General features: G+C 53.6%; 24 protein-coding genes. 5 read left to right on the top strand and 19 right to left on the bottom strand.

What is annotated here, in order from left to right; genetic code table 11:
- Nucleotides 1-84 precede the first annotated feature (84 nt).
- From surE to dusC, 3 genes are all read right to left on the bottom strand, one after another.
- Nucleotides 85-957: a 5'/3'-nucleotidase SurE gene (gene surE / locus ACQ3G7_RS02185; protein WP_430888667.1), complete on the bottom strand. Its 873-nt coding sequence runs from the start codon at nucleotides 955-957 to the stop codon at nucleotides 85-87.
- A gap of 16 nt (nucleotides 958-973) precedes the next feature.
- Entirely contained in the window at nucleotides 974-2,296 is a 1,323-nt protein-coding gene (locus tag ACQ3G7_RS02180) for an OprD family outer membrane porin (RefSeq protein ID WP_430888666.1), read from the bottom strand.
- Between the two features lie 258 nt (nucleotides 2,297-2,554).
- A complete protein-coding gene (gene dusC, locus ACQ3G7_RS02175) occupies nucleotides 2,555-3,511 on the bottom strand; it encodes a tRNA dihydrouridine(16) synthase DusC (protein WP_430888665.1) in 957 nt (318 codons plus the stop codon).
- A 229-nt stretch (nucleotides 3,512-3,740) separates the two neighbouring features.
- On the opposite strand from dusC, the gene ACQ3G7_RS02170 reads away from it, so the two are divergent.
- The 4 genes from ACQ3G7_RS02170 (at nucleotide 3,741) to sanA (ending at nucleotide 6,690) form a co-directional block, all read left to right on the top strand.
- Nucleotides 3,741-4,139: a CidA/LrgA family protein gene (locus tag ACQ3G7_RS02170; RefSeq protein ID WP_263100111.1), complete on the top strand. Its 399-nt coding sequence runs from the start codon at nucleotides 3,741-3,743 to the stop codon at nucleotides 4,137-4,139.
- Nucleotides 4,136-4,831, top strand: a complete 696-nt coding sequence (locus tag ACQ3G7_RS02165) for a CidB/LrgB family autolysis modulator (RefSeq protein WP_430888664.1) — start codon at nucleotides 4,136-4,138, stop codon at nucleotides 4,829-4,831. The genes ACQ3G7_RS02170 and ACQ3G7_RS02165 overlap by 4 nt, the downstream gene beginning before the upstream one ends.
- A gap of 129 nt (nucleotides 4,832-4,960) precedes the next feature.
- Entirely contained in the window at nucleotides 4,961-5,845 is an 885-nt protein-coding gene (gene cdd, locus ACQ3G7_RS02160) for a cytidine deaminase (RefSeq protein ID WP_430888663.1), read from the top strand.
- A 125-nt stretch (nucleotides 5,846-5,970) separates the two neighbouring features.
- Nucleotides 5,971-6,690 (top strand): outer membrane permeability protein SanA, encoded by a 720-nt coding sequence (sanA, locus tag ACQ3G7_RS02155; RefSeq protein WP_263100108.1) that lies wholly within the window; start codon nucleotides 5,971-5,973, stop codon nucleotides 6,688-6,690.
- Nucleotides 6,691-6,697: 7 nt separating this feature from the next.
- Here the strand turns inward: sanA and ACQ3G7_RS02150 are convergent, their stop codons facing one another.
- The 9 genes from ACQ3G7_RS02150 to ACQ3G7_RS02110 all read right to left on the bottom strand — a co-directional run bounded on the left by ACQ3G7_RS02150 (nucleotide 6,698) and on the right by ACQ3G7_RS02110 (nucleotide 15,936).
- Entirely contained in the window at nucleotides 6,698-7,123 is a 426-nt protein-coding gene (locus ACQ3G7_RS02150) for a hypothetical protein (RefSeq protein WP_430888662.1), read from the bottom strand.
- Between the two features lie 210 nt (nucleotides 7,124-7,333).
- Nucleotides 7,334-7,561 (bottom strand): BssS family protein, encoded by a 228-nt coding sequence (locus ACQ3G7_RS02145; protein WP_263100106.1) that lies wholly within the window; start codon nucleotides 7,559-7,561, stop codon nucleotides 7,334-7,336.
- Nucleotides 7,562-7,728: 167 nt separating this feature from the next.
- On the bottom strand, nucleotides 7,729-8,739 hold the full coding sequence (mglC, locus tag ACQ3G7_RS02140; protein ID WP_263100105.1) for a galactose/methyl galactoside ABC transporter permease MglC: 1,011 nt from the start codon (nucleotides 8,737-8,739) through the stop codon (nucleotides 7,729-7,731).
- A 15-nt stretch (nucleotides 8,740-8,754) separates the two neighbouring features.
- A complete protein-coding gene (gene mglA / locus ACQ3G7_RS02135) occupies nucleotides 8,755-10,275 on the bottom strand; it encodes a galactose/methyl galactoside ABC transporter ATP-binding protein MglA (protein ID WP_061494001.1) in 1,521 nt (506 codons plus the stop codon).
- A gap of 86 nt (nucleotides 10,276-10,361) precedes the next feature.
- Nucleotides 10,362-11,360 (bottom strand): galactose/glucose ABC transporter substrate-binding protein MglB, encoded by a 999-nt coding sequence (gene mglB / locus ACQ3G7_RS02130; RefSeq protein WP_263100103.1) that lies wholly within the window; start codon nucleotides 11,358-11,360, stop codon nucleotides 10,362-10,364.
- Between the two features lie 293 nt (nucleotides 11,361-11,653).
- Nucleotides 11,654-12,679 carry an HTH-type transcriptional regulator GalS gene (gene galS / locus ACQ3G7_RS02125; protein ID WP_263100102.1) on the bottom strand — a complete coding sequence of 342 codons (1,026 nt, stop codon included), beginning with the start codon at nucleotides 12,677-12,679 and terminating at the stop codon, nucleotides 11,654-11,656.
- Nucleotides 12,680-12,834: 155 nt separating this feature from the next.
- A complete protein-coding gene (gene yeiB / locus ACQ3G7_RS02120; protein WP_430888661.1) occupies nucleotides 12,835-13,995 on the bottom strand; it encodes a DUF418 domain-containing protein YeiB in 1,161 nt (386 codons plus the stop codon).
- Nucleotides 13,996-14,014: 19 nt separating this feature from the next.
- Entirely contained in the window at nucleotides 14,015-14,683 is a 669-nt protein-coding gene (gene folE, locus ACQ3G7_RS02115) for a GTP cyclohydrolase I FolE (RefSeq protein ID WP_061493997.1), read from the bottom strand.
- Nucleotides 14,684-14,787: 104 nt separating this feature from the next.
- Entirely contained in the window at nucleotides 14,788-15,936 is a 1,149-nt protein-coding gene (locus ACQ3G7_RS02110; protein ID WP_430888660.1) for a YbfB/YjiJ family MFS transporter, read from the bottom strand.
- A 148-nt stretch (nucleotides 15,937-16,084) separates the two neighbouring features.
- Between ACQ3G7_RS02110 and fghA the strand changes: the two genes are divergently transcribed.
- Entirely contained in the window at nucleotides 16,085-16,921 is an 837-nt protein-coding gene (gene fghA, locus ACQ3G7_RS02105; protein ID WP_430888659.1) for an S-formylglutathione hydrolase, read from the top strand.
- A gap of 38 nt (nucleotides 16,922-16,959) precedes the next feature.
- Here the strand turns inward: fghA and cirA are convergent, their stop codons facing one another.
- The 7 genes from cirA to yieE form a co-directional block, all read right to left on the bottom strand.
- A complete protein-coding gene (gene cirA / locus ACQ3G7_RS02100; protein ID WP_430888658.1) occupies nucleotides 16,960-18,942 on the bottom strand; it encodes a catecholate siderophore receptor CirA in 1,983 nt (660 codons plus the stop codon).
- A 271-nt stretch (nucleotides 18,943-19,213) separates the two neighbouring features.
- Entirely contained in the window at nucleotides 19,214-20,683 is a 1,470-nt protein-coding gene (locus ACQ3G7_RS02095; protein WP_263100095.1) for an amino acid permease, read from the bottom strand.
- A gap of 181 nt (nucleotides 20,684-20,864) precedes the next feature.
- A complete protein-coding gene (locus ACQ3G7_RS02090) occupies nucleotides 20,865-21,602 on the bottom strand; it encodes an amino acid ABC transporter ATP-binding protein (RefSeq protein WP_430888657.1) in 738 nt (245 codons plus the stop codon).
- Nucleotides 21,583-22,239 (bottom strand): amino acid ABC transporter permease, encoded by a 657-nt coding sequence (locus tag ACQ3G7_RS02085; protein ID WP_263100092.1) that lies wholly within the window; start codon nucleotides 22,237-22,239, stop codon nucleotides 21,583-21,585. The genes ACQ3G7_RS02090 and ACQ3G7_RS02085 overlap by 20 nt, the downstream gene beginning before the upstream one ends.
- The gene (locus ACQ3G7_RS02080; RefSeq protein ID WP_263100091.1) at nucleotides 22,239-22,904 is read right to left on the bottom strand and encodes an amino acid ABC transporter permease; all 666 of its coding nucleotides are present in this window, start codon (nucleotides 22,902-22,904) and stop codon (nucleotides 22,239-22,241) included. The genes ACQ3G7_RS02085 and ACQ3G7_RS02080 overlap by 1 nt, the downstream gene beginning before the upstream one ends.
- 4 nt (nucleotides 22,905-22,908) lie before the next feature.
- A complete protein-coding gene (locus ACQ3G7_RS02075; protein WP_061499851.1) occupies nucleotides 22,909-23,694 on the bottom strand; it encodes a transporter substrate-binding domain-containing protein in 786 nt (261 codons plus the stop codon).
- A 176-nt stretch (nucleotides 23,695-23,870) separates the two neighbouring features.
- On the bottom strand, nucleotides 23,871-24,737 hold the full coding sequence (gene yieE, locus ACQ3G7_RS02070; RefSeq protein ID WP_263100090.1) for a DNA-binding transcriptional regulator YeiE: 867 nt from the start codon (nucleotides 24,735-24,737) through the stop codon (nucleotides 23,871-23,873).
- Between the last annotated feature and the right edge of the window lie 102 nt (nucleotides 24,738-24,839).

Genomic DNA, 24,839 nt, shown 5'->3' with positions numbered 1-24,839 from the left:
CAATCCACCTGAGCACTCTACCAGCTTCCCTACGCCGAACAACGAGACAAAAAACAAACTGTGATCGTCGTCTCAGCCAGGCGCTTAACGAAAAAGCGCTTTGTATTGTGATTCATACTGCGGCGCATTCCACTCGCCGTCCAACAGCGTCCAGGTGATATAGCCCTTATTCAACCAGCCGGTATCGGTGTCTGCTTCTGTTGGCTCCAGCACTTTCTCGCTCATCATCTGCTGTGCGCGACCATCATTGAGTAATTTGTAGTAGTGCTGCGGCGCGGGGAAACGCTCGTTGCCGATGTACTTCTCCCCCTTGATGGTGTTTTTCGCCAGTGGCGGGTAGTTAATACTGAGCCCGGACCCCACAGGCAATACAGGCTGTCCCGGTTGCCACTTGCTGTGCAGCGTGTCCACCAGTGAAACCAGGTAGTCAACGGAGTCCGGCCAATATTGGTGTGTGCTGGGCCAGCCGGCTTTCATCTCTTCGGCTGTAAACAGATAGCCAATGCTGGCGGCAATGGCCGGATAGCCATAACGCACCGCACGGGCCGCTGCGCCGACGGTACCGGAATTGAGTTGCGCCACCCCGGTGTTCGGACCGTCGTTAACGCCGGAGATCACCAGGTCCGGCGGTGTGTCTCTCAGCACGCCAAGCAGACCGAAATCCAGTGAATCTGCGGGTGTACCGGGGAAGCAATAGCGTTTTTCCGCTACCTTCTTCACATCAAAAATCATGTTGGGCTTAAAGGTGATTGCCGAACCAATACCGCTCTGATTGGTTGCGGGCGCCACCATCCATACGTCGTACCCTTTGGCGGCAAGTTTCTCCTGCAAAGAGGTGGTACCCACCGATTCACACCCGTCGTCGTTAACCAACAGAATGCGCATCGCCTGTTCAGCAGCCTGCGAATGCGCCGCGGTGAGCGAAGTGAGTAGCAATGCCAGCAATGTTTTATTCATCCTTATTTTCCTTTTATTAATGCAGACCAAATTTGTATTCCATTGTCACGCCGCCACCGATCCCTTTCGAACGGTGAAATGTCCGCTTATCGTCCGTCAGCCACGGTTTTCCATTCACCAGCTTCCAGCTATAACTCGGGCCAAATCCGGCAAACAGAGAGAAACCTGCAATACTTTTCGGCGTCCATGAAACATATCCGCCGTATTCCCACTGCGTTAATGCCGTCGTTTGATATTGTGCTCCATAGCCATAATTGCCATAGACCCCGACGGTTAATTCCGGCGACAGTCGATATTTCCCATATAAATACAACATCTGCTCGCCATCGTTGACATAATCATTCCCTTCACCATCCGCCGGACTATTAAATGCGCCGCGGGTATTTTTCCCCATATGCCAGTAAAAATTTCCCAGACCATTTTCAAGACGGGCTTTTGTTTTTGACCAGGCTATTCCGGATTCAATCTGCTGATACTGATAACCCAGTAGTGCGAAAAAATGTTGAGCGTCATGCGTAAAACCGCGAGCGCCCTCCCATTCATCCAGGCCGCGATTGTAATACCAGGCACTGCGCAATAAGAGGTTTTCTTTTTCGCCGAGCGGTACGGTAAATTGCGTCTCCAGTCCCTGGCGCAACAGATAATGATGACTCTCACCGGCAACCCAGGTCATACGGGCATATTTCGTTGGGCTCCAGCTCATTTCTCCGGTGACAATATAATCGATGAGTTTATTACTCTTCAGCGTATAAAAACCGCGCTTTTCCGGTTCATCGCGTTCGGAAAAACGCGTGACCCAGGCGCCGCGAGCCGACCACGTCCCCCAACCCGTTTCTGCGCGAATGCCCTGCCAGGTACTGGGGGCTACGCGACTGCGGGTGACGTTGAGCACGCCAAACTTATACAACTGTTGCCAACCGGCAAACAGCCTGGCGTAGGCATCCCCCTCTTCCCATTTCAGCTTTGCATAGAGCTGACCGATCTTGGTGAACCCTTCCGCATGACCGTTTTTATCGCGCAGCAGATCTCTACCGGCGAAGTCATCGTTGGCGTAAAGTTTGGCCACGCTGTACCAGGATGCATCAACACCGACAGTCTCCTGGTACCAGCCGCTTTGGTAATCCAGTAACGCCCCTTGCGCCCAGGCATTTTGTTTACCGATACCGGCCTGCTCTTGCTGATCGTTGGTGCTCAACATCCAGACATTTTTCAGCGTGACCGTAAACTGACTATCTTCAAGAAATCCCTGGGTGGCGACAGGAACGGCATTAGCGGAAATTGCTGCGCAACTCCAGCCGGAAATAAAAAATAAAGGTAACGTTAATTTAAATAGAGTCATACTGTTTATTCCATTTTATATTCAAACCACAGGAATACCGTCGAATTACTTTCGACACCTGTGACTAATCAGTATTTATTTAAATGGTTCGCGTAAACGTTTCTATTAATCAGACCATTAAAAAACAAAAAACCCAAACCCATAATTCGATAAACAATGAATTATGATGTTTAGGTTTTGCCTGTATAACAGTAACAATCCTGATGTGCTGCGCGGATATAAATAACACGCTACACACCAACCTACCAGAGGCTTATTTTATAAATCAGCAGAAACGTGATTTAGCTCGCGAGAAATTGCCGCTGCAATTGCAACAGACGTTTTACAGGTTCGAATAATAGAAAATAAATCCCCGGCTTCTATATATTCTTTACGTAAATAACCCAACCACTGTTTAATACGTGCGACATGATATAAGCCCGTATCGCCCTGTTTTTCCAACTGGGCATATTGCGCCAATAAAGCAACAACTTGCGGCCACGGCATGCGAGGCTCGTTGAACTTAATCACCCGGCTGAGGTTGGGTACATTCAATGCGCCGCGCCCAATCATTACCGCATCGCACCCGGTGACCGCCATGCAATCCTGCGCGCTTTGCCAGTCCCAGATTTCACCGTTGGCGACCACGGGAATCGATAGTCGCTGGCGGATTTCACGGATGGCCTGCCAGTTAATACGCTCTGCTTTATAGCCATCTTCTTTGGTGCGGCCATGCACCACCAGCTCTGTCGCACCGGCCTGTTGCACCGCATCGGCAATCTCAAACTGCCGCGCGGGACTGTCCCATCCCAGGCGCACTTTTACCGTGACCGGCAGGTGAACAGGAACGGCTTCACGCATCGCTTTCGCACCGCGATAAATCAGCTCAGGATCTTTCAACAGCGTCGCGCCGCCGCCGCTACCGTTAACCAGTTTTGACGGACAACCGCAGTTCAGATCCACGCCCCATGACCCGAGTTCAACCGCGCGGGCCGCGTTTTCCGCCAGCCACTGCGGGTATTGCCCCAGGAGCTGTACGCGCACCAGCGTGCCGGAAGGTGTACGGCTTTGTCGGTGCAGTTCAGGGCAGATTTTATAGAAGGATTTTACCGGCAGCAGTTGATCCACCACCCGCAAAAACTCGGTGATGCAATGATCGTAATCGTTAACCCCGGTCAGCAGCTCGCGCACCAGCGAATCGAGCACACCTTCCATTGGCGCCAGTAATACACGCATAAATCACCCCAAAAAAATGAGGCGCCATAGTAGCGTCTCTGTCACGGTGTGGAAAGTGCCTTTATCGGGCGGAAAAACTACACTTGCCGGTAGCCCGCGGGGAAAATCTTGTGGGAATGCATAACGTTCCAGAATGGAATGTTTGGTATGCTCACAATTCATGATGTGATCAGTAGCACGTTTTTAGCTTTAATTGTATGATGAATGCGTTTCAGCAAGGGCTTTCACCATGAGTAAATCATTGAATATTATCTGGCAATATCTGCGTGCTTTTGTACTTATCTACGCCTGCCTGTACGCAGGGATCTATATCGCATCCCTTCTGCCCATCACCATTCCCGGCAGCATTATCGGTATGCTGATCATGTTCGTACTGCTGGCGCTACAAATCCTGCCCGCGAAGTGGGTCAATCCGGGCTGCTATCTATTGATCCGTTATATGGCGCTGCTGTTTGTGCCTATCGGGGTTGGCGTAATGCAGTATTACGACCTGCTGCGCGCGCAATTCGGTCCGATTATTGTTTCCTGTGCGGTCAGTACGGTGATTGTATTTCTGGTGGTGAGCTGGAGCACCCATCTGGCGCATGGCGAACGTAAAATCGCCGGGCAAGAAGGTAATAAAGAATGATGACGTATATTTGGTGGTCGTTGCCACTGACGCTGGCGGTCTTTTTCGCCGCCCGTAAACTTGCCGCGCGTTTCAAAATGCCGCTGCTGAACCCGTTGCTTGTCGCCATGGTGGTGATAATCCCCGTCCTGCTGCTAACCGGTATCCCTTACGATCACTACTTTCAGGGCAGCAAAATCCTCAACGACTTGCTACAACCTGCAGTGGTCGCGCTGGCGTTTCCTCTTTACGAGCAGTTGCACCAGATCCGCGCGCGCTGGAAATCCATTATCACCATCTGCTTTTGCGGCAGCCTGGTGGCGATGATTTCCGGTACCGCCATCGCCCTGCTGATGGGCGCAACGCCGGAAATCGCCGCGTCGGTGTTGCCGAAATCGGTCACCACACCGATTGCGATGGCCGTGGGCGGCAGCATCGGCGGCATTCCCGCCATCAGCGCCGTCTGCGTGATTTTCGTTGGTGTGCTGGGAGCCGTCTTCGGTCATACCTTTCTCAATCTTATGCGCATACAGACCAAATCCGCCCGCGGGCTGGCGATGGGCACGGCTTCACATGCGCTGGGCACCGCGCGCTGCGCCGAAGTGGATTATCAGGAAGGGGCATTCAGTTCGCTGGCATTGGTGATCTGCGGAATTATTACCTCACTGGTGGCACCATTTCTGTTTCCGTTGATCGTTGCGGTACTTCGTTAAACTTTGCGATTGGTCGCGCATTTTTAATTTCAGTTTCATAAGTTGCACACATAGTGTGAGTAAAATCACACATAATCACGATATTGCCCCGTAAACTACGGTTCCAATACACGATTATGAGGCAACGCCATGCATTCACGTTTTCACACTGCGTTTTCCGGGCTGGCGGGAGATTTGCAAACCGCGCTGGCGCCTCTGCTGGCGGATGAGCACTTCCCCGCTATGCTGAGCGCGGAGCAGGTGGCGACTTTGCGTAGCGCCACCGGCATGGATGATGATGCGCTGGCCTTTGCGCTGTTACCGCTTGCTGCGGCCTGTGCCCGCACCGATTTATCGCATTTCAATGTTGGCGCGATTGCCCGTGGCGTCAGCGGCATCTGGTACTTTGGCGCCAATATGGAGTTCCGCGGCGCAACGATGCAACAAACCGTGCACGCCGAGCAGAGCGCCATCAGCCATGCCTGGTTACGCGGCGAAAAAGCCCTCTCTTCCGTCACCGTGAACTACACCCCCTGCGGGCATTGCCGCCAGTTTATGAATGAACTGAACAGCGGACTGAGTTTACGCATTAACCTGCCGGGACGCGCGCCCCATACGCTGGGCGATTATCTGCCGGACGCTTTTGGCCCAAAAGATCTGGAGATCAAAACCTTATTGATGGACGAGCAGAACCACGGTTTTGCCGTGAGCGGAGAACCATTAGCGCAAGCGGCCATCAGCGCAGCGAACCGCAGCCACTCCCCTTACACGCATTCCCCCTCCGGGGTTGCGCTCGAATGTCGTGATGGGCGTATTTTCTGCGGCAGCTATGCGGAAAACGCCGCTTTCAACCCGACACTGCCGCCGTTGCAGGGGGCGCTAAACCTGCTCAACCTGAGTGGTTTTGATTACGCAGACATTCAACGCGCGCTGCTCGCAGAACGCGCCGATGCGCCGCTCACGCAGTGGGATGCGACCGTCGCCACGCTGCGCGCATTGGGCTGCCAGCATACCGATCGCATACTGCTGGCATAATCTCCATTACTGCGGGTTCACGCCCGCAGTGATGAAAAAGCCCGCAATTGAACCTCCGTTTCTTGCGCTTGCCGGACGGGTAAAGTAGCCTGAGTTAAATTTCAATCCTGTACCGAGTCTCCTGCATGTTAAAGCGTTTGCTATACAGCCTGTTAGTCCTGATCGGCTTACTGCTGTTAACAGCGCTTGGTCTCGATCGCTGGATGAGCTGGAAAACCTCGCCCTATATCTACGACGACTTACAGGATCTGCCCTGGCGGCAGGTAGGCGTTGTGCTCGGCACCGCGAAGTACTACCGCACTGGCGTTATCAATCAATATTACCGTTACCGTATTCAGGGCGCGCTGAACGCCTATAACAGCGGCAAGGTCAACTATCTGTTGCTCAGCGGCGATAACGCGTTGCAGAGCTATAATGAGCCGATGACCATGCGTAAAGATCTGATTGCCGCTGGCGTCGATCCCTCCGACATCGTGCTCGACTATGCCGGTTTTCGCACCCTCGATTCGATTGTCCGCACGCGTAAAGTCTTTGATACCAACGATTTCATCATTATCACCCAGCGTTTCCACTGTGAGCGCGCGCTATTTATCGCCCAGCATATGGGGATCCAGGCGCAGTGTTACGCTGTGCCATCGCCAAAAGATATGTGGAGCGTTCGGGTGCGGGAATTCGGTGCGCGGCTCGGCACCATCGCGGATCTGTACATGTTCAAGCGCGAGCCACGTTTTTTAGGCCCGCTGGTTCCCATTCCGTCATTGCAGGAAGTTCCGGATAATGCGCAAGGTTACCCGGCCGTCACTGCCGGGCAACTGTTTGAGATGCAAAAGAAAGGGAAAAACTGATCCGGCGTCAGTACGCCGACACATTGCGATTTGCGTTCTTCACGGGTCTGATAAGGGTAAAATCCCGTGCCTTAAACGCGCGGTGATCGATAACCTCCTCCTCATTCCTGTCGAGCGTCCATAAGCCGCTCAGCGCATTAAACGAGAATATCGTCTCCCCCTCCGGCGTTTCGACAAGGTACTCCCCGGTTTTCAAATACCCCGCCGAGCAGTGAATACGGGCTGGTGCTGCGTTCTTCATTTTGAATTCGATTTTGCGAAAGCCGGTAGGCACCGTGCAAAAACAGTAAAACGGCAGGAATGTGACCTTGATATCACCGGGGGTGGCAACCACTTCGCCATCACGCAGTAATTCAATGCCCTTAAGGTAGAAATTCACATGTTCGGTTTTTTCGTGCGGAAGGTGATCAACTTTAAAATACACAACATTCATAGGCGCCCCTCTGAGCTGCAGATACTAATTTCAGAGATTTATCTTTCAAGCGTAAGTACCTGCGGAGCGGAAGGCATTCAGAATAGACTTAATTGTTAATGCGGCGGTCAGTTGCACACGCGTCAGGACGAATATTTGCAAGAGGGAAAACTACCGCGCAGGGCACAAAAGAGTCTCAACAGCGACTGCGCGTAGTCTCTCGGTTGCATGTCAGGCGACTTTGTCTTCACACCGGTGCAAACTGCGCTCCAGGTCGTAGATCAGGCTTTTGACCATTTCCGGCGTCAGGCTAAAAAATTGCGAATCAAAGGTTGTCGCGCCAGGTCCATAGGGCGACGTACTGTAGCCAAATTTGACTACCACACCATTCAAATCTTCCACCGGCCCAACTTGCCAGCCGATAACAGGAAAAGCAGGAAACACGAATTCTTTGTCCATCAGAATTGCCTCATTAATGCTGTGCCTTATTTGAGCGTAGCATCGAAGCGGAAAATTTAACAAATTTGTTTAGACAAAGTTTTTTCGCACCCGCCCCATCCATGACGTATTAATGACAGGCATAAAAAAAGCCCGCTGAAACAGCGGGCTTGTTGAATATGACACGCTTATTTCTTACGCGCGTATTTCAGGGAATCCAGCGCCACGGCAAAGATGATGATGCCGCCCTTGATGATGTACTGCCAGTACGGGTTAATACCGATATAGGTCAGACCGTAGTTGATAACGGTGAAGATAATCACACCGGTCACCACGCCCAGTACGGTACCCACGCCGCCGCTGAAGGAAACGCCGCCCACCACACAAGCCGCGATAGCATCCAGCTCATACATAAAGCCGAGGTTGTTGGTTGCAGAACCGATACGGCCCGCTTCCAGCATACCGCCGAAGGCATAGAACACACCGGACAGCGCATAAATCATCAGCAGGTTCAGCGCCACGTTCACGCCGGACACTTTCGCCGCTTCCGGGTTACCACCGATAGCGAAAATATTTTTGCCAAAGCGGGTTTTATTCCACAGGATCCAGACAAAGGCGACGGCAATTAACGCATAGAAGGTGATATACGACAGGCGGAAACTGCCCAGCGCAATAAAGCCCTGCGTAAAGGTAGAGAAACCGCTGTCGAAGCCGGAAATCGGCGACGCGCCTACAAAGTCGTAGTACAGGGAGTTAATACCGTAAACGATAATCATCGTACCCAGCGTGGTGATAAACGGCGTTACGTTCAGGTAAGCAATAACGATACCGTTCACCAGCCCGATAATCGCGCCAATGGCGCAAACAATCAGGATCACCACCGGAATCGGCATGGTGGCCATATCGGGGAAGACTTTATTGGCGTTTTCCATTGATTGCAGCAGTGTTGCGGCAACCACCGCAGCAAGGCCCACCTGGCGCCCGGCGGAAAGGTCAGTACCCTGTGTAACAATCAGTCCCGCCACGCCCAGCGCGATAATAATACGCACCGAAGATTGGGTCAGAATGTTACTTAAGTTCAGCAGACTTAAGAATGTGGGATCCTGGAAAATAATAATGGCCAGTAACACTAAAAGAACAACATAAATGCCGCCGTCTTTCAGATAAGTGAGAAAAGTTTTTTTATTTAACGCACTCATGAGGAGCCCCTGATCTTAAAGGTGCAAAGACGCAAGACGGAGAATTTCGTTTTGCGTTGTGGTTTTAGTGTCAACAATCCCGGAAACGAGGCCATTGCTCATTACCAGAATACGGTCAGTGATGCCTAACAGCTCAGGCATTTCAGAGGAAATAATAATGATCCCCTTATTCTTTTTCGCCAATTCGGCAATCAACTGATAAATTTCAAATTTCGCGCCAACGTCAATACCACGTGTTGGTTCATCGAGCATTAATATTTCTGGCTGGGTTAATAACCAGCGACCAATAATCACTTTCTGTTGGTTACCACCAGACAGTGAACCAATTTGCGTACGGTGTCCTGGTGTTTTCACACGCATCGAGTCGATAACCCACTGGGTATCACTCTTCATACGGCTATTATCCAGCAGACCGACTTTGTTTTTGTAATTCTGAATATTGGAAATCAGTGAGTTGAAACCAATATCGAGGTAAGCGTAAATACCGGTTGAACGGCGTTCTTCGGTTACCAGAGCAAAGCCATTATTAATCGCTTCATTCGCATTATGATTATTAATCAGCTTGCCATGCAGTTTAATGGTACCGGCGGATTTCTCGCGGATACCAAACAGCGTCTCGACAATATCAGTACGTTTTGCGCCAACCAGACCGGCGATACCGAGGATTTCGCCCTTGCGCAAATCAAAGGAGACATCGCGAATAGACGGTTGACGCAGCGAGGTCAGGTTACGCACTTCAAGGATCGTTTCGCCCGGCTCGTTATGCTTGTCCGGGAAGCGCTGGTTCAGCGAACGCCCTACCATCATGGCGATGATCTTATCCATATCCAGTCCTTCCAGCGGCTGAGTGGCAATCCACTGGCCGTCACGCAGGATGGTTATTTCATCGCAAAGCTGGAATATCTCTTCCATTTTATGAGAGATATAAACAATACCGCAGCCGCGATCTTTCAGCTTACGGATAATTTTAAACAGATGATTGACTTCTTTTTCCGTCAATGACGACGTCGGTTCATCCATAATAACGATCTTGGCGTCATAGGAGAACGCTTTCGCAATTTCAATCATCTGCATTTGCGAAACAGATAATGTGCCCACGCGTGCTCGCGGGTCAATATCGATATCCAGCTCATCAAAGATAGCTTTCGTATCGCGGTACATTTTATCCTGATCGACAAACACGCCTTTAGTGGGATAACGCCCCAACCACATGTTATCCATCACGGAACGTTGCAGCACCAGGTTAAGTTCCTGGTGAACCATTGAGATACCATTTTCCAGTGCTTCTTTAGCCGAATGGAAATCGATCTCTTTCCCCTGAAAAAGGATGCTGCCGGAATCTTTTTGATAGATCCCAAAAAGACATTTTAATAACGTTGATTTACCCGCACCGTTCTCACCCATTAATGCATGAATGGAATGAGGACGAACTTTTAAATTGACATTATCGAGTGCCTTTACGCCTGGAAAAGACTTGTTGATATTGCTCATTTCCAACAAGAATTCACCTGACGACTGAGTATTATTGCTGACCATAATTGTACCTTGTTGGCCTGGCATATCATGTTGTTATAAAAGGGCGTATTTTTTAATACGCCCTGTGAAAACAGACTAGCTAAATATTATTTACCAGCAATCTGAGCGAGGTTGTCTTTATCTACACCAACGTAAGGAATACGAACAACTTTGTTTTCGATTTTCCAGTTGGTGCCATCGGCCGCGCCTTTACCTTCGGCGAGGTTTTTCGCCAGATCGAAGCTGGCTTTCGCCTGGTTGTTGGCATCGTTCAGTACGGTACCCGCCATTGCGCCGGATTTAACCAGAGCCAGGGCTTCAGGCAGCGCATCTACGCCAAATACCGGAATTGAGCTCTTGTTGTGCGCTTTCAGCGCTTCAACAGCACCCATTGCCATGGCGTCGTTGTTGGCGATAACCACTTCAATTTTGTTTGCGTTCGGGCCGGAGAGCCAGGCGTCCATTTTGTCTTTCGCCTGAGCGGTATCCCACATTGCGGTATCTAACGCCAGTTGCTGGGTTTTGATGCCTTTATCGTTCAGCTCTTTGATAACGTAAGTGGTGCGCGCTTCCGCATCCGGATGGCCCGGTTCACCCTTCAGCAGTACAAACTGGATCTGGCCGTCTTTGTTCAGGTCCCAGCCCTGGTTTGCCGCCCAGTGTTTGGCGATCAGGTCACCCTGAATCACACCGGATTCTTTAGAGTCGGTACCGACGTAGTACGCTTTGTCATAGCTATCCAGCGCTTTACGGGAAGGTTCTTTGTTGAAGAACACCACTGGCACATTCTGACCACGGGCTTTCTCAATAACGGTGCCTGCAGCAGCCGGGTCAACCAGGTTGATGGCCAGCGCTTTCACGCCTTTCGCCAGCAGAACGTCAATCTGGTCATTCTGTTTGGATTGGTCATTCTGGGAGTCGTTCATCAGCAGCTGAACATTCGGCGCTTCTTTGGCATCTTTCTCAATCGCCTTACGCACAACGGACATAAAATTGTCGTCATACTTATAGATGGTCACACCAATGCGGGTATCCGCTGCGTGTGCGGCTGCGCCGAAAAGCATGCTTGCCATTACAGCAGACAGAGTCAACACCTTCTTATTCATGGTATCTCCGGTTTTTTATATGCAGGGTAGTTCTTGTGAAAAATGCTCGGTGGGAAGTATGTTATTGAAACGTTACTTTCGACCGAAGTTCACTCTAAAAAATCCATTCGTCCGTGTACGGTAACGCTCCAAAAATTCGCTTTCTTCGATGTGTCAGCGCAGCTATGCGCTGTTAAAGTGAATAATCACCGTTACATCGTGTTTCAGCTTCTAAGACGCTGACATCATAGTCAGCGCCTTGTTAAGATACTGTGAATTTACTCACAGATTGAAAACGGTTACATCCACGAACATTATAAGTTAGTGATCGAAGCCACAGTTTGTCGGCCGGTCACCGAATGGCGGCGCACCAGCGTGGGCATAAAGCAGTGAGATTCCTGCGGATCCAGCTTTCCTGCGGCCCCCAGCAGCGCCAGCTCGGTCGCGAGGCGCGCCATCGACGCCACCGGATAGCGCACGGTGGTGAGCTGTGGGTCGGTGTAGCGCGCAATCGGGATATCATCGAAACCAATCAATGACAAATGCTGTGGCACCGCAATGCCGTTATCTTTCAGCGCAGTCAGCGCCCCGGCAGCCATGCTGTCGTTGTAGGCAAACACCGCCGTGAGCTGCAAATTGCGCCCCAGCAGTTCAACCATCGCCGCTTCTCCGCCCTGCATATCCGGCGAGCCGGTGCCAACCCAGCTATCCGGCGCAGCTATCCCCTGCTCTTCCAGGGCGCGGAACCAGCCTTCGCGGCGCAAATCGTTATCTTCAATATGGTGACTGGAAGCCAGATAGCCGATGCGCTGATGACCATGGTTGAGCAACATACGCGTCGCCATCATCGCGCCGCTGATGTTATCCAGACAGACGCAGCGATGGGCATAACCCGGCACCAGACGGTTGATCAACACCATGCCCGGCACCTGATCCATAAAGCCAATCAGCTCTTCATCACTTAACGCTTTCGAGTGAACAATCAATGCGTTACAACGCTGGCGAATCAGAACCTCAATGGAATGACGCTCTTTTTCCGCCTCGTGGTAACTGTTGCCAATCAGCACATACTTTTGATGTTGCTGGGCCACGGTGTCTACCGCCTTCACCAGTGCGCCGAAGAAGGCGTCGGACACATCCATCACCACCACGCCGATGGTATCGCTGACCTGCGTGGCAAGCGCCTGCGCGTTGGCATTCGGGCGATAGCCAAGTTGAGCGACCGCCTTCATCACCGTTTCACGCGTATCCTGGCTTACCAGCGCGCTGTTATTCAGCACGCGGGAAACCGTCGCGACAGAGACGCCCGCCTGACGGGCAACGTCACGAATGGTGATCATTTTTACTCACCTTTACTGGATTGCGGCAGTTCACAGTCACCCCCTGGGTTAAGTAAGGAGGCTATTCTGTCAGTCGGCGGGAGATTGCTGCGTGAGTGACATCACATGAATGGAAACGGTTACATCCGTTTTGTTAACGATTGTGATCCAGATCGTTATCTGGATGTTCGCGCTAATGCTGTCCCCGCAGCACGCGCGGTGAATTGCCGCCACAACCACTCCATCGGCCCCTGACGAAAATGCTTAAGCCAGAAGAGAGAAAACAGAATGTTGGCAGCCCATACCGGCGGAACAAAGGCCAGCAACTGGAGACGGTCGAACTTCATAAATAAGCCGAAGTGATTAAACAAGGTAATGCAAATCACCGTTTGCAGCAGGTAGTTGCTTAATGCCATGCGGCCAACGCAGGCGATCGCATTGGCCCATTTGCTGGCGCCAATCTGCGGCCAGAAGCCATACGCCAGCGCGGCATAACCTATGGCCTGAAACGGCGCGCTCAGTTCGCGCGGTGCCTGCAAAATAAAGGCGCACCAGCGATATGACCAGCCAAGCTGCCACTGCGCGACAATCGCAGGCAGGTTAATCAGCATACCCAGCGTAATCAGTAGCGCGCCAACGCGCCGGTAATGCCGCAGGCTGAATTGCCCTTTCAGCCAACCGCTGCGCATCAGCGCTGCCCCCAGCAGCATCAATCCCGCCAGTTGCCAGCCATACTGCGCGCCGAGCGCCAGCAACGCATTGGATAACATGTCCGCCCGGTTGCTGATCGCTTCTATCATGCTGCCGCTGGTTTTCCACCAGACTTCATATTGCAGGTTCGCCGCATCCGGCAACCAGGAGCGGTTTGGCTCACTGCCAGAAATACCGCCCAGCAACAGCAGCACCACAATGCCCATCAGATAGAGCACAACGCCGGTATTGAACATCGTCTTCACACTTTGCGCATCACGCACCATGCGCCAGGCAATCAACCCCACCAGCCCGTAAGCCAGAAGAATATCGCCATCCCAGAAAAAGAGAGCGTGAATAAAGCCCAGCAAGACCAGCAAGGTCAGCCGCGACTGGATCCAGCGTTTACCGCGCGGCAGCAGCATTTGCAAACCCGCACCAAATAAGAGGGCAAACAGCGAAAGGAATTTTACCTGCGCGAAGAGATCGAGCAACGCCCAGGTCCAGGCGTCACGTTGCGTGATCTCGCCATACCAGGCAGGGTTGGTATAGGCCGCCTTTGGTAACCCAAAGGCGGTGATATTCAGAAGCAGGATCCCAAGAATGGCGATGCCACGAACAAAATCCAGCGTGACATTCCGTTCCATGTCTCCGGCTCCCCGATAATCAGTTATGGTGGCGAACAGCGCGCAGGAACTCCTGGCGGGTATTCTGGCTCGATTTGAACAAACCGCCCAGAGAGGTGGTGGTGGTGGCGCTGGTGGCATCGCGGATGCCGCGCGCTTTCACACAATAATGCACTGCATCAATGGATACCGCCACATTATTGGTGCCAAGCAAGGTTTGCAGCGCTGTAAGGATCTGCTGCGTTAAGCGTTCCTGCACCTGCGGACGCTGGGCAAAGAACTGCACAATGCGGTTAATTTTTGATAAACCAATCACCGACTCTTTCGGGATATACGCAACTGTCGCTTTCCCGTCGATGGTCACGAAGTGGTGCTCGCAGGTGCTGGTCAGCGTAATATCGCGTACCGTGACCATCTCATCCACTTTCATTTTGTTTTCAATCACGGTGATCTTCGGGAAGTTGGCGTAATCAAGGCCGGAGAAGATCTCATCGACATACATTTTGGCAATGCGATGCGGCGTTTCCATCAGGCTGTCATCATTCAGATCGAGGTTAAGCAGTTGCATAATCTCGGTCATATGGCCGGCAATCAGACGCTTGCGGGTTTCGTTGTCCGTTTCACGGACCGGCGGACGCAGCGGTGTTTCCAGGCCGCGGGCGACTAAAGCCTCATGGACGAGAGCCGCTTCTTTACTGAGTGATGACATTTTTTATTCTCCTGCAGGTGTGGCGTGCTTCGCCTTTAGCGCAGGCGAAGTGAACGATCATTGTGCGTGAGGTCGCGCACATAATCCAGTCCTGACGCCGATAATTATTGAAATTCCGCCGACTTTCTGGGTGTCGGTTTCCACACCAGAACACCGCCAATCAGCAGGGCTAACGCCGCCACCCCAAGCGCCGGTTCAAGGCGTTGCGTCAGCCAGGTCGAGAGCGCCGACGTCATCGGCCCCACCAGTTGCCCCAACGCATAACCGGTGGTCAGCAACCCGGCCATATAGCGGGTGTGATCGGGGGCGAGTTCCCGTCCGTACAACAGCGACAACTGTACCGCACAGAGAAAACCACCGCCCACCAGCAGCGCGCCAATGACCAGACCGCTCATCCCAGGCAGCAGCCATGCCGCCAGCACGCCAGCACCCTGTAACCACAGGACGATCGCCAGACGTTGATAGCTGTGGCCCACATGACGCAGCAAGATGCTTAACGTAATTCCCACCACCGATGCCGCGCCAAATACCGGCCAGACAAACTGGGCGAATATACTGCCAGGAAAACGCAGCGCCGCCATTTGCGACAGAAATGTCGCTGGCAAAATATAACCAAATCCGGCAAGGCTATAGCTCCATACCAGACGCTTGAGATCCGGCGTCAGGTGCAGCGGCTGCGCTTTTACGCCAGGCCGGTGCCACTCACCCGGTCGCGGCAGATAACGCGCGATAAACGTCACCAGTAACAGCGCCAGCACGCCATAGACCTGCCATGCGGATGCCGCCGTCAGCCCTTTGGCCTGGATCGCCACCGCCAGCAGACCGCTCAATGCGATACCCGCGCCTGGCCCGGCAAACACTGCGGCGCTCAAGCCCGGCCGCCCGGCCTGCGCCAGACGATCGTTGGTCCAGGCGGCGATCAGCACCATCGCCCAGCCGCTCATTGCGCCGATCACCAGCCGTAACGCACCGTGCAGCAGCGCGTTATCGGCAATCGATGACAAGAACGTCAGCGCCACCGCGCCGCCAATGCCAGCATACAGGCGCAGTTCAATATGATGCCTGGCGCGCATCGCATCCCACGCACCCAGCAGATAACCGAGATAGTTGATGGCGGCGACCAGCCCGGCGCTGGTCAACGTGAGCTGGCCATCGCGGATCATTAACGGCACCTGCGGCGTAAAGGCAAAACGCCCGATTCCCATCGCCACCACCAGCACAATAAACCCGCAAAGCGCAACTTTGCGTGCCATGAGCACCTCGTTTGTTAAAGTAAAGTTATGTTTATGATGCAATATGTGGCATTTATGCGGAAGTGAAAGTTACTCACAGGGCAATGAATAATCTGTATTATTATGGATGTCCCCCATCCTAACCCCCGAATTAACTGAGGAGCCCTGCATGGAATTGCTCGAAGAGCACCGCTGTTTTGAAGGCTGGCAACAGCGCTGGCGCCACGACTCCGCCGTACTCAACTGTACGATGACCTTTAGCATCTTTTTACCGCCGCAGCGTACGGCGACAGCGCCGCCCGTCCTGTACTGGCTCTCCGGCCTGACCTGCAATGATGAGAATTTCACCACCAAAGCCGGTGCGCAACGCGTAGCAGCAGAGCTGGGCATTGTGCTGGTGATGCCGGACACCAGCCCGCGCGGCGACGAGGTGGCCGATGCCGACAGCTACGATTTAGGCAAAGGCGCCGGGTTCTACCTCAACGCCACGCAGCAGCCGTGGGCTGCACATTACCGGATGTATGACTATCTGCGAGATGAGCTGCCGGCGCTGATCGCTGCGGAATTTAAGGTCAGTTCACGTTGTGCGATCAGCGGGCACTCTATGGGCGGCCACGGCGCACTGATCATGGCGCTGAAAAACCCCGGTCGTTACACCAGCGTTTCTGCGTTTGCGCCTATCGTTAACCCGTTGCAGGTACCATGGGGGCAAAAAGCGTTTGCGGCCTACCTTGGGGAAGACAGCGAACAGTGGCGTGCCTGGGACAGTTGCGTACTGATGCTGGAAAGTGGCGAGGCGGATGCCATCCCAACGCTGATTGATCAGGGCGATAACGATCAGTTCCTCGCCGATCAACTGCAACCGGCACGGCTGGCGGAAGCCGCGCGGCAAAAATCCTGGCCGCTGACGTTACGTATTCAGTCCGGTTACGATCACAGCTATTACTTTATTGCGTCGTTTATTGAAGATCATCTGCGCTTCCATGCGCAGTATTTGCTGAAGTGATCTCAGCCCCGGCGGCTTCCCACCGCCGGGTTTGCCCGTCAGAAGCGGTAATCGACGGCCATAAAGTAGCGACGGCCTTCTTCATTGAAGCTGTAGTCGTCGCGGTTCAGATCTTTATCACCCAGGTTCAGCACGCCGGAGCGCAGTTTCACGTTCTTGCTCGCCTGCCAGGCACCGCCCACGTTCCAGATAACATAACCGCCAGGCGTCATGCCCTGCGATACGGTACGTTTTTCACCGCTATAGTTTGCGGAGAGATAGAACGACCAGTCCTGCGTCGCTTGCCAGTCCAGCGTACCATTGGCGGTGTGATACGGCAGATCCTGCAACGGTTTATTGCCACCGCCGCTGAGATCGCGACCATCGTTATAGGTGTAGTTCAGCGTCACTTTCCATGCCTCGCCCAACGGCACTTTCAGTTCGGTTTCCAGCCCCTGGATCCGCGCTTTATTGACGTTGTAGTAACGGAATACCGGCACCAGTCTGCCGTTAGCATTACGTTCAAAGCCAACGAAGTTGGCGTAACCCGGAGCCTCAGTCAGGCTGGCGGTGCGACTGATATTGATCATGTCCTCAATGTTATTCTGGAAGGCGGTCACGCTGCCCTGAACCCCTTCCAGCCATCCCTCTTCGCCGTTGTAGTAAAGGCCCAGTTCAAAACTTTCGCTGGTTTCCGGTTTCAGTTCCGGGCTGCCCACCACGCGGCAACTGCCACGACAAGAGTTGGTCGCCCAGTCCGGGCTGAGCTGCAACAGTGACGGAGCCTTAAATGCCGTCGCCCAGCCGCCTTTGACCGTGACGGTATCGGTGGCGCTGTAGACCAGGTAAGCACGCGGGCTCCAGTGATCGCCATAGGTATCATGATCGTCCATGCGCACGCCGGTGGTGAGCGCCAGCGGCTCAACAATGCGCCACTCATCTTCCACAAACAGCGCGTACTGGTTAGTTGAGGTTTCGCTGCTGCTTCCCCCTGTCAGGTTGACCGGATCCTGTAATTTGTCGTGCCGCCACTCACCGCCAACGGTGACCAACTGATTGATAGCGCCAAGCGGAAGCACATACTTGCCATCGACGGTGGTGTTTTGCGAACGGATCGGGCTGCTGTTGCCAGGGTTTTTATTGTCGATCGTCTCACCGTAGAATTTCAGTTCACTGTTGCCGACGCCCCAGCGGCCGTTATGCGCCAGTGAGTAGTTCTGCCTGTCGAGGCGGTTTTTATTCAGCGAGTCGGAATTCCGGTCCTGGCGATCGTAGCCATAACCGGCGGTAAAATCGTGATCCGCCGTCGGCGTCCAGGCGAACTCAACGTTGCCGTCACGGCTGGTGAAGCCCTCCATGCGCGGCGTAAGGCCGCTGGCATCGGTCTGCGAAGGTTGCTGCTGATCTTTCTCGCGCTTCGCCACACTGCCGTATGCTTTCAGCCCCAGCACGCCATCAATCAGCGGGCCGCTGGTGTAGAACTGACCATTCCAGCTATCGCCCCGATCCCGGTGCTCCTGGACAGTGCTGTCAGCGGTCACGCTGCCGGTCCAGCTCTGGCCGATTTTTTTGGTGATGATATTCACCACGCCGCCAAGAGCATCGGAACCATACAGAGAAGACATCGGCCCACGCACCACTTCAATACGCTCAATCGCTTCCACCGGGATCCAGTTGAGGTCGAAATCGTTGTGGCGGAATACCGCATTGCGGGAGTTGACGCGTTTGCCGTCAATCAGGATCAAGGTGTAGCTGCTGTCGAGACCGCGCAAACTGACACCTTTACGGTTATCCCCTTCATTGGTGAGCTGTACGCCAGGCACCTCTTTCAGCACATCTTTCAGGTTTTGCACCGGTTTACGCTGGAGGTCTTGTTGCGTAATGACGCTGATACTGGCGGGGGCATCTTTCAGGTTCTGTTCGCTGGCTGACGCGGTCACCACCAACGTTTCACCACTCTCTACGGCAGCCATCGCTGGCAGCGCCAGGGAGAGTGCGGACGCGCAGAGGCCTCCCCGGACGATGGGATTCAAGGTAAACATTCCGTAACTCCATGAGGTAACTACAAAAAATTGCTAAAAATACTGCTCACATGCAATAAACCGCGCCCCATTACATTGACGGGGCGGCGGTGTGTCAGGGGTATTCTGGCGCTGAAAAAACAGGCTGATACCTTGTTATTCAGTAAGTTACATTAATGTAAACGATAATTATTATCAATTTTAGAAATTCAAAGTTATGTAAATTGTTACAACGTCAGGCGAGACAGGCAGGCAAAAAAAAGCCCTCCGGACAGAGGGCTAAAGAGTGAATTTACTTGGTAAAGCGTTCCGGGAACTCCATTTCGCTGTAACGCACGAAACGGGTGCCTTTAGAGAATTTGTAACCGAGCCAGATAACCAGGAACAGCGGAATACCGATATAGGTCGCCGTGACCGCTCCCCAGTCAATGGTATCAGCAAGAAACGCCTGATAGTTCTGCCCCAGAGTGATGATCAGGCACAACACGAAGGCGAAGATCGGCCCGATCGGGAAGAAACCGGAGCGGTACGGCAGATTATCCAGTGAATGGCCCTGCGCAACGTAACCACGGCGGAAACGGTAGTGGCTGATGGCAATACCCAGCCAGGCGATAAAGCCGGTCATACCGGAGGTATTGAGTAACCACAGGTACACCGTCTGATTACCGAACATCGAGGTCAGGAAGCACAACGCAGCAATCACCGTGGTGGCATACAGCGCATTACGCGGCACACCGCCTTTCGACAGTTTGGCGAAGATGCGCGGCGCTTTGCCGTCACAGGCCAGCGTGTAAAGCATACGCGTGGAGGCATACATGCCGGAGTTACCCGCCGACAGTACCGCCGTCAGGATCACCGCATTCATCACCGCCGCCGCAGAGAGCAGGCCCGCATGCTCGAACACCAGGGTGAACGGGCTCACGCTGATGTCTTTCACATCATTGCGCAGCAGGCTCGGGTCGGTGTAAGGAATAATCAGGCTGATGATCAGGATCGCAAACACATAAAACAGCAGGATACGCCAGAACACCTGACGCACCGCGCGCGGAATATTCTTTTCCGGATCTTCCGATTCACCCGCTGCGATACCAATCAGTTCCGTCCCCTGGAAGGAGAAGCCGACAATCATCGCCACGCCAATCATCGCCGATAAACCACCAGCAAACGGCGCATCACCAATGGCCCAGTTACTCCAGCCCGCCGGTTTTTCCCCCTGGAAAATACCGACAATCATCATCACGCCAACGATGATAAAGATAATCACCGTCGCCACTTTAATCAGCGAGAACCAGTATTCCGCTTCACCAAACCCTTTTACGGAGATGTAGTTCAGCAGGAAAATCACCGCCAGGAACAGCGCACTCCAGATCCAGCCAGGCGTGTCCGGGAACCACCAGGTCATCACCAGTTGCGACGCCACCAGGTCAACGGCGATGGTCACCGCCCAGTTGTACCAGTAGTTCCAGCCCAGCGCGAAGCCAAAGCCTTCTTCCACATACTTCTGACCGTAGGTCGAGAATGAGCCGGAGACCGGCATAAACGCGGCGAGTTCGCCAAGGCTGGTCATCAGGAAGTAAACCATCAAACCAATAAGAATATAGGAGAACAGCGCGCCACCCGGGCCCGCTGAAGAAATGGTCGCCCCGGATGCGACAAACAACCCTGTGCCGATTGAACCGCCAATCGCGATCATCGTCAGGTGACGCGCCTTCAGTTCACGACGCAGCGTGGGCGCTTGTGTGGTTTTTGTTTCGGAAACCATAAGAAAAAGCTATCCATCCAAAAAATGAGGCGCGATTGTAGCAAACGAAACGGAGCCCTTCTGGCATAAAACGTCTGTTATTAGAGACCTTCATGATAGGCAGCGAATTATAAGTAAAGCAGTGAATGGATGATGTTACGAGGGTGTAAGCACGCTCCCGCAGGGCTGCGGGAGCGGGGGATCAATTCAGACCACGAACCGAGGCGATAAACTGTTGGAGTTCCGGCGTACGGGGTTGCGTAAAGAAGGACTTACTCTCCCCCTGCTCCCAGACTTTGCCCTGATGCATAAACACCACGCGGTCGCCCACTTCACGGGCGAAATTCATTTCATGCGTGACGAGGATCAGCGTCATCCCTTCGGCAGCAAGCTGCTCGAGCACGCGCAGCACCTCGCCGACCAGTTCCGGATCCAGCGCAGAGGTAATTTCATCGCACAGCAAGACTTTCGGTTTCATCGCCAACGCACGGGCAATCGCCACACGCTGCTGTTGCCCGCCCGAGAGGTTCGCAGGGTAGTAATCAATACGCTCGCCCAGCCCTACTTTTTCCAGCATTTCAGTGGCCAGCTTACGGCACTCATCGGCAGGCAATTTCAGTACCCGGCGCGGTGCCAGCATCACATTCTCCAGCGCGGTCATATGCGGAAACAGGTTGAAGCTTTGAAAAACCATGCCCACAGAACGGCTGATTTCCCGCGCCTGAGATTCTCTGTCGGTGACCGTCATACCGCCGAGCTTAATGCTGCCATCCTGGTAACCTTCCAGCCCATTCATACAACGTAATAATGTGCTTTTGCCAGATCCGCTGCGGCCAATAATCGACACCACTTCGCCCATTTCGATATCCAGGCTTACGCCTTTTAATACGTGGTTGTCGCCATAATATTTCTGAACATCATTAATGGTGATGAGCGGCATGGAATTTTTTCTCCAGATAACGGCTGTAGCGCGACAGCGGATAACACAGCAGGAAGTAGCCCAGTGCGACCAGGCCAAAGACTTTAAACGGGGCAAAGGTCACGTTATTCAGCATCGTCCCGGCTTTGGTTAACTCAACAAAGCCGATGATAGATGCCAGCGCCGTACCCTTGATCACCTGCACAGAAAAGCCCACCGTGGGCGCAATGGCAATGCGTATTGCCTGTGGTGCAACCACGCGAAATAACGTCTGCCCGAAGCTTAATCCCAGGCAGCGGCAAGCTTCCCACTGCCCTTTTGGCAGGGCTTTGATACTGCCGTACCAGATATCAAGCAGAAACGCGCTGGTAAACAACGTGAGCGCCAGCGTAGCGGCGGTCCATGCGCTTACATCGATACCGAACAGCGCCAGACCGAAAAAAGCGAGGAACAGCTGCATCAGCAACGGCGTGCCCTGAAACAGCGCGGCATAACCGCTGATCAGGCGTTTTGGCCAACCCCAGCGGCTAATGCGCAATACCAGCAGCGGCAGCGTGACCAGCGTGCCGCACAGAAACGCAATCAGCGACAGCAGCACCGTCCAGCGCGCCGCCAGCAGCAGATTGCGCAGAATATCCCAGTCGGTAAAGGTACTCATCAGCCCTCGCTCCCTAACCATTTACGGCCAATCGCCAGCAACACCTGGCGCATCAGCAGTGAAAGCGCCAGATACAGCAATGTGGTGACGAAATAGACTTCAAAACTTAAAAACGTGCGCGACTGGATCAGGTTGGCCATAAACGTCAGTTCTTCATAAGAGACTTGCGAGACCACCGATGAACCGAGCATCACGATAATGCACTGGCTGACCAGCGCCGGGTAAATGCGCTTCAGGGAGGGCGGCAGGATCACCCGCAAAAATGTCTGGGATTTGTTCAGCCCCAGCACACGCGCTGCTTCCCACTGCCCTTTCGGCGTGACCTGGATCCCGGCGCGAATAATCTCCGTGCTATACGCGCCGAGGTTAACCAGCATGGCGATCAGCGCCGCTTCCCCGGCGGTCAGCTTCACCCCAAGGCTGGGTAAGCCAAACACAATAAAGAACAGTTGCACCACAAACGGCGTATTGCGGATCAACTCCACATACGCGCCCCATAGCGTGCTCAGCAGGCCGGGTTTTCCACTGCGCAGGGCCGCGCCGACAATCCCCAGCGACACACCGCCTACCGTCGCCAGCGCGGTGAGCGTCAGGGTGGTCCACAATCCGGCCAGCAGCTCCGGCCAGAAAGGCCAGAGCGCAGCGAAATCAAGCGAGGTCGTCATGCGTTTATGCGCCGAAGTTGGCCGGTAACGGTGCCTGCATCCATTTCTGCGACAGGGTGTTCAGTGAGCCATCTTTCAGCGCCTGATCCACCAGCTTGTCGACTTCAGCTTTCAGCGCCGGTTCGTTTTTCATCAGCCCGATGTAGCACGGCGAGTCTTTCAGCATAAACTGGCTGACCGGGGCTTTTTGCGGGTTCTGACGCGCGATAGCGGCAACGACCACGTTCCCGGTGGCGAGGTACTGAACCTGCCCGGACATGTACGCCGACAGCGTGGTGTTGTTGTCTTCGTAGCGTTTCACGTCCGCGTCTTTCGGGGCGATATCGGTCAATACCATATCTTCAACCGCGCCGCGGGTCACGCCGATGGATTTGCCGCTCAATGCTTTCGCATCAGGCAATGTGGCCTCCTTCGGACCAAATACTCCCAGGAAGAACGGTGCGTACGCCCGGCTGAAGTCGATCACTTTTTCGCGTTCGGCGTTTTTCCCAAGACTTGAGATAACCAGATCGACTTTGTTCGTTTGCAGGTAAGGAACGCGGTTAGCGCTGGTGACCGGCACCAGTTGCAGTTTTACTTTCATGCCTTTCGCCAGGTATTCCGCCATATCAATGTCGTAACCCTGGGGTTTCAGATCCGTGCCCACCGAGCCAAACGGCGGAAAATCCTGCGGTACGGCGACGCGCAATACGCCGCGTTTCTGAATATCCTGCAACTGATCCGCCAGCGCCTGCCCGGCGCATGTCATCATTAATGCCGCACCGGCTGCCGCCATCATCCACTTTTTCATCGTCAACACCTCATCGCTCATGAAACAAAAGATTCTTTGAATCACTTTCTGCAACTAATGTGCCAACGCGATATATCGCGCTCAGCGCGCGTAATTCGTGGAGTTTCAGGATGAATCGATAGTTTCATCGCTGCGTCTGCTCCCTGAAACGGTGCAGACGCATGATGATGGTGCAATCAGATGGCGCAGTAGCGAATAAAGCGGTTCAGCGCACTGGAAAGGTGTTTTTGCCGGTGATGAATGCGCCACAAGGTGCGCACCAAGCGGGGGAGCGGGATCGGGACTTCCACCAGCGTGCCAGTGTCCAGCTGTTCAGCAATAACCCGACGGGAGAGACAACTGATGCCCAGACCGTGGCGAACCGCGTGCTTAATGGCTTCGGAATTGCCCAGCTCCATGCCGAGATGAAACTGCGGCAAATGCGACAGCAGTAAATAGTCGACAATTTCACGCGTGCCGGATCCACGTTCACGCAGGATCCACGGCGCTGCGGCCAGTCGCTCCAGCGTGACCTCGCTCTGCAACAGCGGTGCGGAAGGGGGAGCGAATACCACCAGCTCATCCTCAAGCCAGGGTTCAGCAATGATTTCCGCGGTGTGGCACGGCCCTTCAATCAGGCCGATGTCCACGCGAAAATCCGCCACGGCGTTGATCACATCCTGACTGTTGCCTACGCTCAGCTCCAGCGGTAACTCAGGAAAATCCCGACGGTAGCGGGCAATTACTTCAGGCAGAATGTAATTGCCAATGGTGCTACTGGCAAACACGCGCAGCGCGCCATTGTCTTCACGAAAGAGTTGCTCTATTTCCGTTGCCTGCTCCAGCGCCGCCAGCGCTTTGGGATAGAGCAGCCGACCGTGCTCATTGACCACCAGTCGTTTACCGACGCGATCGAATAACTGCACGCCCAACTGGCCTTCCAGGTCGGTGAGCGCTGCGCTTACCGCCGATTGGGAGAGCGCCAGCCTCTGTGAAGCCTGGGTGGTGGAGCCGCTTTTCAGCACTTCAGCAAAGACTTCAAGCTGACGCAAAGTAATATGCATAGAGAGGTCACTTACCACTTATAAAGATTGATTATAAATATATAATCAATTTTACCTTTAAACCAGTCCGCCGTACCCTTTTCGCTATTGAAAGGAGAAGGT

It is taken from the genome of Kosakonia sp. N21 (assembly GCF_050587465.1).
In the GTDB taxonomy this organism is placed as follows: domain Bacteria; phylum Pseudomonadota; class Gammaproteobacteria; order Enterobacterales; family Enterobacteriaceae.
Note: the sequence above shows the minus strand (reverse complement) of the source record. Positions and strands in the feature narration are given on the sequence as shown.